At 34.5% G+C, this 7,748-nt stretch carries 8 protein-coding genes and 2 pseudogenes; 3 read left to right on the top strand and 7 right to left on the bottom strand.

Annotation, left to right across the window (positions count from 1 at the left end; all coding sequences use genetic code 11):
* Nucleotides 1–52: 52 nt before the first annotated feature.
* Nucleotides 53–760, top strand: a pseudogene (locus ACODS7_RS30090) (Rpn family recombination-promoting nuclease/putative transposase); the annotation flags it as partial.
* A gap of 15 nt (nucleotides 761–775) precedes the next feature.
* Here the strand turns inward: ACODS7_RS30090 and ACODS7_RS30085 are convergent.
* The 3 genes from ACODS7_RS30085 to ACODS7_RS30075 form a co-directional block, all read right to left on the bottom strand.
* The gene (locus ACODS7_RS30085; RefSeq protein ID WP_289670021.1) at nucleotides 776–1,048 is read right to left on the bottom strand and encodes a hypothetical protein; all 273 of its coding nucleotides are present in this window, start codon (nucleotides 1,046–1,048) and stop codon (nucleotides 776–778) included.
* A gap of 141 nt (nucleotides 1,049–1,189) precedes the next feature.
* The gene (locus tag ACODS7_RS30080) at nucleotides 1,190–1,525 is read right to left on the bottom strand and encodes a hypothetical protein (protein WP_072191646.1); all 336 of its coding nucleotides are present in this window, start codon (nucleotides 1,523–1,525) and stop codon (nucleotides 1,190–1,192) included.
* A 148-nt stretch (nucleotides 1,526–1,673) separates the two neighbouring features.
* Entirely contained in the window at nucleotides 1,674–1,889 is a 216-nt protein-coding gene (locus tag ACODS7_RS30075; RefSeq protein WP_072191645.1) for a hypothetical protein, read from the bottom strand.
* A 356-nt stretch (nucleotides 1,890–2,245) separates the two neighbouring features.
* Here ACODS7_RS30075 and tnpA point away from each other — a divergent pair, with 356 nt between their 5' ends.
* Together tnpA and ACODS7_RS30065 are read left to right on the top strand one after the other, a co-directional pair.
* Nucleotides 2,246–2,671, top strand: a complete 426-nt coding sequence (gene tnpA, locus ACODS7_RS30070) for an IS200/IS605 family transposase (RefSeq protein WP_289670193.1) — start codon at nucleotides 2,246–2,248, stop codon at nucleotides 2,669–2,671.
* 222 nt (nucleotides 2,672–2,893) lie between these two features.
* On the top strand, nucleotides 2,894–3,553 hold the full coding sequence (locus ACODS7_RS30065; protein WP_255288153.1) for a recombinase family protein: 660 nt from the start codon (nucleotides 2,894–2,896) through the stop codon (nucleotides 3,551–3,553).
* A 676-nt stretch (nucleotides 3,554–4,229) separates the two neighbouring features.
* Here ACODS7_RS30065 and ACODS7_RS30060 read toward each other — a convergent pair.
* From ACODS7_RS30060 to ACODS7_RS30045, 4 genes and pseudogenes are all read right to left on the bottom strand, one after another.
* A pseudogene (locus ACODS7_RS30060) lies at nucleotides 4,230–4,506 on the bottom strand (Ger(x)C family spore germination C-terminal domain-containing protein); the annotation flags it as partial.
* Between the two features lie 294 nt (nucleotides 4,507–4,800).
* The gene (locus ACODS7_RS30055; protein ID WP_289670191.1) at nucleotides 4,801–5,121 is read right to left on the bottom strand and encodes a hypothetical protein; all 321 of its coding nucleotides are present in this window, start codon (nucleotides 5,119–5,121) and stop codon (nucleotides 4,801–4,803) included.
* Nucleotides 5,122–5,172: 51 nt separating this feature from the next.
* The gene (locus tag ACODS7_RS30050) at nucleotides 5,173–5,466 is read right to left on the bottom strand and encodes a hypothetical protein (protein ID WP_289670189.1); all 294 of its coding nucleotides are present in this window, start codon (nucleotides 5,464–5,466) and stop codon (nucleotides 5,173–5,175) included.
* A 191-nt stretch (nucleotides 5,467–5,657) separates the two neighbouring features.
* Nucleotides 5,658–7,091, bottom strand: a complete 1,434-nt coding sequence (locus tag ACODS7_RS30045; RefSeq protein ID WP_289670188.1) for an IS4-like element IS231P family transposase — start codon at nucleotides 7,089–7,091, stop codon at nucleotides 5,658–5,660.
* Nucleotides 7,092–7,748: the final 657 nt, after the last annotated feature.

Raw genomic sequence — 7,748 nt, 5'->3', positions numbered from 1 at the left:
TTACTTATTATATTTCGACAAATAATAGCTGTAACCTTTTAATTCAACTTATATAGATATATTAGCTACACTTCAAGATGGGACGAAGGTAAATGTAGAAATACAGTTACGAAATACACAAGAGATTGTAAAACGTTCCCTGTATTATTGGAGTAAATTGTATACATCTCAATTAGAACAAGGGATGCCCTATCGTTCTTTACGGAAAACGATTGCGATTAATCTATTAGATTTTGATCTCTTTCCTCAATATGATGACATGCATACAGTTGGACAATTTTGGAGTCAACAACACAAGGAAGTGTTACTCGAAGATTTAGAAATCCATTTCATTGAAATTCCGAAATTGCTACAGCAATGGAGAGAAGAAAAAATTAATCCGTGGGAAAATGAATTCGCTCGTTGGCTACTTTTACTACCAGCGCATGAAGATGAACATTTAACCCACACGTTGGAGGATATCGCCATGAAACAAGATCCAATGTTACAGAAGGCAATCCACAAATGGGAAAATATGAGTCAGAGTAGCTCTTTCCGTCTCGCATATGAAGCACGGGAAAAAGTGTTATTTGATGAACAAGCAAAATTAGCACACGCCCGTGAAGTTGGTATAGAAGAAGGGATGGAAAAAGGGAAAGTAGTAGGCATTCAAGAAGGAAAAATCCAACTTATCCGAGGCATGCATAAAAATGGCATGGATATAGAAGATATTTCGAAGTTTACGAATATGGATATGTCGGAAGTACGCCATATTTTCTGATTATTCAGAATTATTTCAGGATATTTCTCCCTTACTAAACAATTGATTGTACTGTTCCTGTATACTTTGGAGTTGTAAACTTAGTCCTTTTGCCAGTGGTGTCATCTTGAGGTCCTGTTGTAATATGAGCAATAACTGGGACACTTTTATAAGCATCTCGTGAATCTCATATGCTTCTTCTATCAACCCGTCTACAGAAACCTGCTGAAGGATCGACTCAATTCTGCTCATTTTCCAATCAATTTCTTGTAATAATTGTGCAGAATCACCAGACCATGACTTGTCCACTATAATCCCTCTCCTGTCTTCTATATCTATGTGTATCCAACTTACTGTTATTTTTCATGTTACTATGGAAAAACAGAAAAGCATTCTGTTCTATTCATTTTATAATTGAATATTTTCACATCTATAACTAGTCCTCTAAGTTTAGTGGTATATGGTATGAGCATTCCGAATTTCCATTAAAATATCGGCAATTCGTTTGCCATTTTTCAAAATCATGCGGTCTTTTATATATCCATCTATACATTGTCCTAATTCTTGATTTAACATCACTTCTATTTCACCACTGTCTTGTATTTTACTTGTTAGCAAAGTGGGTTGCTTACTTAACGAGCAATACAATTGTAACGTTTCAGCTAAAGATGTCACTAATGGTCTCAACAGGACATCATATTGCGGAAGCATATCCGCAGCGATTTGTTCATTTAGAACAAAATGAATATGATTCTCCTTTACGTCAAATCGATATAAAAAAATCATATACACAAGCACCCCTTTACATTTCATGTGTGGAAAATATAGGAGGGAATAAGAGACGTATACGGTTGTATCATTCTCGCATTCCCACAACTGAATAAAAGAATGGTGCATACTCATTATATATCATGGGAAGGCACTGTTCAATTTGTTATTTCATTTTAGCTGGATATTTCCAATCTCTCTTATCTTTTTTATCAGCGTTTATCTTTGTTTTTTGTTTCTTTTGCTTTACTTGATTCTTCACCTGATTTTGTTGTTCGAATGTATCCAACTTTGTTTGGATTTGTTCCATCTGTTCTTTTACTTCCTTAAGTTCCAACTTTATTTCTGATAGCAATCTTAAAATGGCATCGCCTTTATTCATAATAACCACCTTATTTCGGAAGATGAATATTTTCTCAATATATAATAGATTGAATTTTCTGTTTTATTAAGTATAATTAAGAAGAATAACTGTCATTATTCCCTTCTCGAAGGACGGACTATGCCAATAGAACCGTTCTTTTTTTGTTAATACCTTTTAGTATTTAGAAATTTATTATACTATACATTTGAGTAACTTTCATTTCATCTTTTACCTATGGGCAGACTATTTCAATAGTCTGTTCTTTTTTATTTTCCAAGCGCCAGGTCTAAAACCTCCGACTTTAGTCGGATAGCTTTTAGCACGTTAAAAACAGAAGGTTTCGCCGATACTAAAGAGTAGAGGTGAAACCAATGGTGGATTACAAGACAGGTAGTCATTCTGTATACGAGATGAAGTATCACTTTGTATGGGTTACGAAATATAGATATCACATTCTAACAGGAGAAATTGCGCATCGAGTAAGAGAAATCATACGGCAGTGTTGTTTAACTCGAGATATTACAATCATAAAAGGAAGTGTAGGAAAAGATCATATACATCTTCTACTATCGTGCCCTCCGACAATTGCCCCATCAAAAATCATACAGTATCTCAAAGGAAGATCATCCAGATTATTGCAACAAGAATATTCACAATTAAAAAAGAGATACTGGGGTCAACATTTATGGGCTAGAGGATATTTTTGTACAACGGTAGGTGCAGTGAATGAGGAAACCATTCGCAAGTATATTGAAGGACAACAAGGTGAGCATGATGATGTTTTTGATGTAAAAGAATAACAGGCTTTAGCCTGAACACGCGACTTTCAGTCGCAATCAGAACCTACCGACTTTAGTCGGTAGTAGTTCAGTTAACAGTTCGTAAAGGTGTACTTTTACAGATTCATAGAAACATAGAGAAAACCACATCCGTAAAAGTTGTATTTTCGCTTTACGGATATCTTTAATTTTTATATACCTTTACAGATTAAAATGAGATATAATTGTGGCGAGGTGAAGGAATTGCAACATAAAAAGTTTGGATATGTCAGAGTTTCCAGTAAAGACCAGAATGAAGAACGCCAGATTGAAAATATGAAATATCTCGGAATAGAAGATCGGGATATTTTTATTGATAAGCAGTCTGGGAAAAATATGAAGAGAGAAAATTATCAAATGCTAAAACGCTTAGCTCGTACGGGCGATACTATCGTTTTTGATTCCTTAACAAGATTAGGTCGTAGCATGAATGATGTACTAGAAGAATTTAGATATTACGAGCAACAGCGAATTAACTTACAATTTATTAAAGAACCTTTTATTAATGTGAATTATAATAGCGAAAGTACGAATGATGTCATTCAACAGGCTGTACAAAAAGCAACCCTTACCATTCTATCTGCTTTTGCAGAAAAAGAAAGAAATGATATTAAACAACGTCAAGCAGAAGGGATTGCACTAGCCAAGAAACAAGGAAAACATTTAGGAAGACCACCTGTACAAATTACAAATCAATTTATTGAGGCATACCAAGAGTGGCAAGCTGGAAAGATTACGGCGGTCGGGGCGATGAGAAAATATCATATAAAGCGGTCTTCTTTTTACAAACTGGTAAAAGAATATGAAGCACAAAAAACGACGACACGTACGGATAAAAATGATGGATATGTAGAGCGAAAATAATCGAGTTTCTTCCTATTATATATAAGTCCAGTTACATGTTTTAACAAGATAGACGCTCTTTTGATGAAATCTGTTTATGCAATATAATCGTTGTCCTTCTCTGCACTTTTGTTAAAGTATCTACCTAGACTTATATAGAAAAGGAAGCGGGAACATTAGAATCCCTCTACTATTCCGAAACGGGTCTTGCAAAATTTGACGAAGACGCGACGTCTATCAAGGGAATCCCCTTGATAGGTCTAGGTTATTATGACAAGTGTCCAAGGCTATACATATCTGCCTTAATTGTTAAACAAACGTTTGATTCGTCAGTATTTGCACAAGAACAGAAGGATTCGCTATGAATTACTATCTCATGTAGAATCTTCGCCATTCTATGTTTTTCGGATTTGCATTCAGGAATTACTCTTGTAGCACACGAAAAAGTACCTAAGTTACCGGTACTTTTAATCTTTTTATTTGTGGTTTTTCTTGCTTCACACAGCAAACTTTTCTGTTACAATATAAGCAAAGGTAACATGCTTGTAACCGATATCTCGTATGTGCACATTCAAGTAGCATTTGTTAAATACCACCTTTTTTAATAAAAAGGTGGTATTTAACAAATATAGGTTTTGGGTCTCTTTGTTTTTTGATTGTCAGCTCACAAACCATTACTTATCTCTACTCGATTGGGTCATGCTGAACCAGAATGCTCAATTGTCGGATAAATATAAACCACACGCTCGACATTACTAAAATAATTTTTACCTTGATCTTAATATTTAATTATCTTCTTCGACTCTTTATCATTATGTCGATTATACACTTCTGCTAGTGCTAATACATCTACCATATATTTTTATTGAACTAACTGTATTGATTTTCGGATATGCTTTTCCATTTCTTCTGCAATTGTTTTAAAGGTTTTTCACTTGTTTTTGATCACTAACATGTACTTCTGCTAATATCCCTACACATACTCAGTGTAACGAATGCAGATTTTTATTTTTCATGCTATGTTTCCTCTTTTATCGATATAACTCAATACTTCCTACTCGTTTATCCCAGCGTTGGCCATCGCCTTTATAATAAGCAGCTAATGTATATACATCTATATTTGGCGGAAAATAGATAGAGTCTCCTTTTTTTCCACCATATTCATATAAACGGACGCCTTTATCTTTTGCTGGTGTTCGTAAAGATGAAATACGCTGATTCCACCAATTGTTTCCGAGGTCAAAATACCCACCGCTTACACCTAAAAATCATGTTCCATTAAATCCACTATTCTCATAAAAGTATCCGGTCCAATCCTCTGTGTTTGTTGCCGGTTGCGTTGGGAAAGATTGTAGAGCACGATTTGCTTCTTCCAATGTTCTATAGCCATATACAATCCCTGTAGGTGCCACCACATAATGATGGATGGTTGCTGGAATTTGATGATTATCATATGTTGTCCCATAGCTGGTAACCGTTTGTGTTAACGGTATTTCATCTGCCTGTACAGTATTAGAAGACAATCCAACTAATCCACTCATCCCTATCCATGCCGCTAGTGTCCATCCCATCCATTTTCTCTGTTTCATATACAATTCCTCCTACATTCTATTATGTGAACAAAAAATTATGAGAAAAAACTAGCACCTAATCGTTTCTCCTGTATAACAAGCTTCTACTTGTACACCTTTTGCTGTAATATGGCTCAGCGTAAGCATTCCTCGGAATCCATTTTTTGAGTAATAGATTTGTTTTGGAACATCCTGTTTTGATTTGTAATACACATAATGATGACGAATCGTTTGTGGTTCCGGCACAATAGATTGTTCTTGCATTGTAGTATGGACGTCCAGCCCTCCTCGTTCTTTTGTAAAATGGGTGGTTTCATCCGTTGCAAGTAACAGGGAAGAGGCGAATATTGTTTCAAGTAACATAAAAAATCCCTCCTTTCTATTTATATAGTAGTCATACACTTGTATTGTAATAGGGACAAACACCCATGCCCATCAACTTAAGAGAACAAATAAAATGAAATTCCCTTCAAAAGGGTTACAAACTGTTCAACAGATTGATTCTTTTTAAAATCCGCATGCTAAATAAACTCTAACGAGTTTTATTTTTAAAATTATGCAGCTTTCTTTTGTTCCCTAGCTATACTATACTCATAATGAACACCCATGATATCAAAGACTGTTTTCTCTTCATATCTGTGAGATTTCCGTCCGTTTTTCTCTAGAAGGTGAAACAGGCGGATTAAAAGCTTTGTTATCTCTTGGGTGTTTTGTATGGCTTGATAGAGGAGAAATAGGTGGTCTTGAATCATTCCAATCGCTTTATATTCACTTAATTCTTTTTGCTTCTTCTGTAACAAAAGTTGGCGCATTTTAAACATCGTAGAAGAACATAAGAAAATAGCAATCAGTTTCCCGTATAAATGGCACTCTATTCTTTCTTGTTTGACAGTGCGACAATGATCAATATCAAACAATGATTTCCACGTTTTAAAAACAATTTCGATCTGCCAGCGTAAAGAGTATAGTTCATGGACTTGTTTCATCGGAACCCACTCCCACGGAGTGTTTGTTACATATATATTCAGCCCAGATAATATTTTACTTTTCTCCGAATACGATTTCCCTTTTTTCTTTTCGTTTTCCTCTTGTTTTTTCCGGCGTTCTTGTAATTGTTTTTCTGTTAGACGATACAGAACGAGTCGCGCAAACAAAACCTTGTAATCCCCAACATAAACATTTCCTACCTCATAAGTTTCACCAGATAATAAGCGCTCTATCATCATTTGTAAATTGATTTTTATATATTCTGTTTGTTTCTTGATGGTACCATTATGAAAAAATGCTGGATTAGGATTGTTGATATATACATTTGTATTTAACTTTAGGCGTGAAATAAAATATGTCCCCCGTTGATCCATTTGATCTAAATCCTCTAATGAAAAATATCCTAAATCACGAATACATAAATCGCCTGGTCTTAATGTATCTAAACATTTTGTTCCAAATGTTTTATCATTATTTTTTCCAGGACCCACTTGGAAATTAAGAAATTGTCCACTATGTAAATCATATTCTAATTGAATTTTGATTCCAGCTGTTTGCGCGCAACCACCTGAACCAGGATATACATGCTCCAAAGTATCAGGTACCTGAAACATCGTGGCATCCATGATGCGAATACGTTTAAAATGAGTAAAAAGTTGGTTAGATATGTGAGTTTGCTCACATATCTTTTGTTTTAATAACAATGAAAAAATATGTTTTAAAAACAGCACTGCTTTTTCATTAAATCGTTTATTTAAGCCCTCCGGACTAAGTACAGTACCTGTAACTGCATGAAGCCTACTACATAATCGGACTAAAGGATCACTGGCCACTCTTTGACTAATCCAAATACAAATGGTAGCTAAATCTGATCCTGAAAATTTGCGTTTTCTCTTTACAAATTTAACCTCTCTTGCTAGTTCTTCCAAAAATTCAGGTGTGATATAGCGCTGCAATTCTTCTGCAAATGAATGTAACTCCTCTTGAATCGAAAGATTCATAAAAAACGTCACCCTTTCTCATAGGTTATTAAGAAAGAATAACGTTTTTTTGTACTTGGGGGTAGTAAAAAACCTTAAGTTGATGGGCATGGGACAAACACCGCAACAAACAAAATAAATACGACAAAAATTGACAAGTTCCAGACGGCATTGCATGTCCCTGTTGTATGTATACAGATTGTAAGAATACGAGTCTACTTTTTCATACAGGAAATGAATATATATCCAAATCAAATGAATGAAAATAAAGAAAGAAAATTCTAACTATACTAGAGAAATAAAATAAACCTCTTGCACCAAGGGGGATTTATCTATTGAGTAACCGTTACATCCCATGCTTTCGAACAAAAAGAATGTATTTGGTATATCTTTTTTCCAAGAGGATGAATCGCTCCATTCTATATACTTTACATAATATGTGTTCTCTCTACGCATATTTCTTTTCATGTACATATTCACAAAAAAACAATTTATTTATGTGAAAAGGAATACATTTAAATGTTCGGTAGCTTTTTATTGTGACAAATATAAAAATAAAGAGAGTATTCTGAATTAATGAGGTTTCATGTTTTTTATTATTTCAAGAAAGTAGGTCTATACATCAGGACAATCGCATGAAAAAATATTGAGCCGATGTTATATACGCGCTATTCTTAA

It is taken from the genome of Bacillus sp. FG16 (assembly GCF_057809515.1).
Note: the sequence above shows the minus strand (reverse complement) of the source record. Positions and strands in the feature narration are given on the sequence as shown.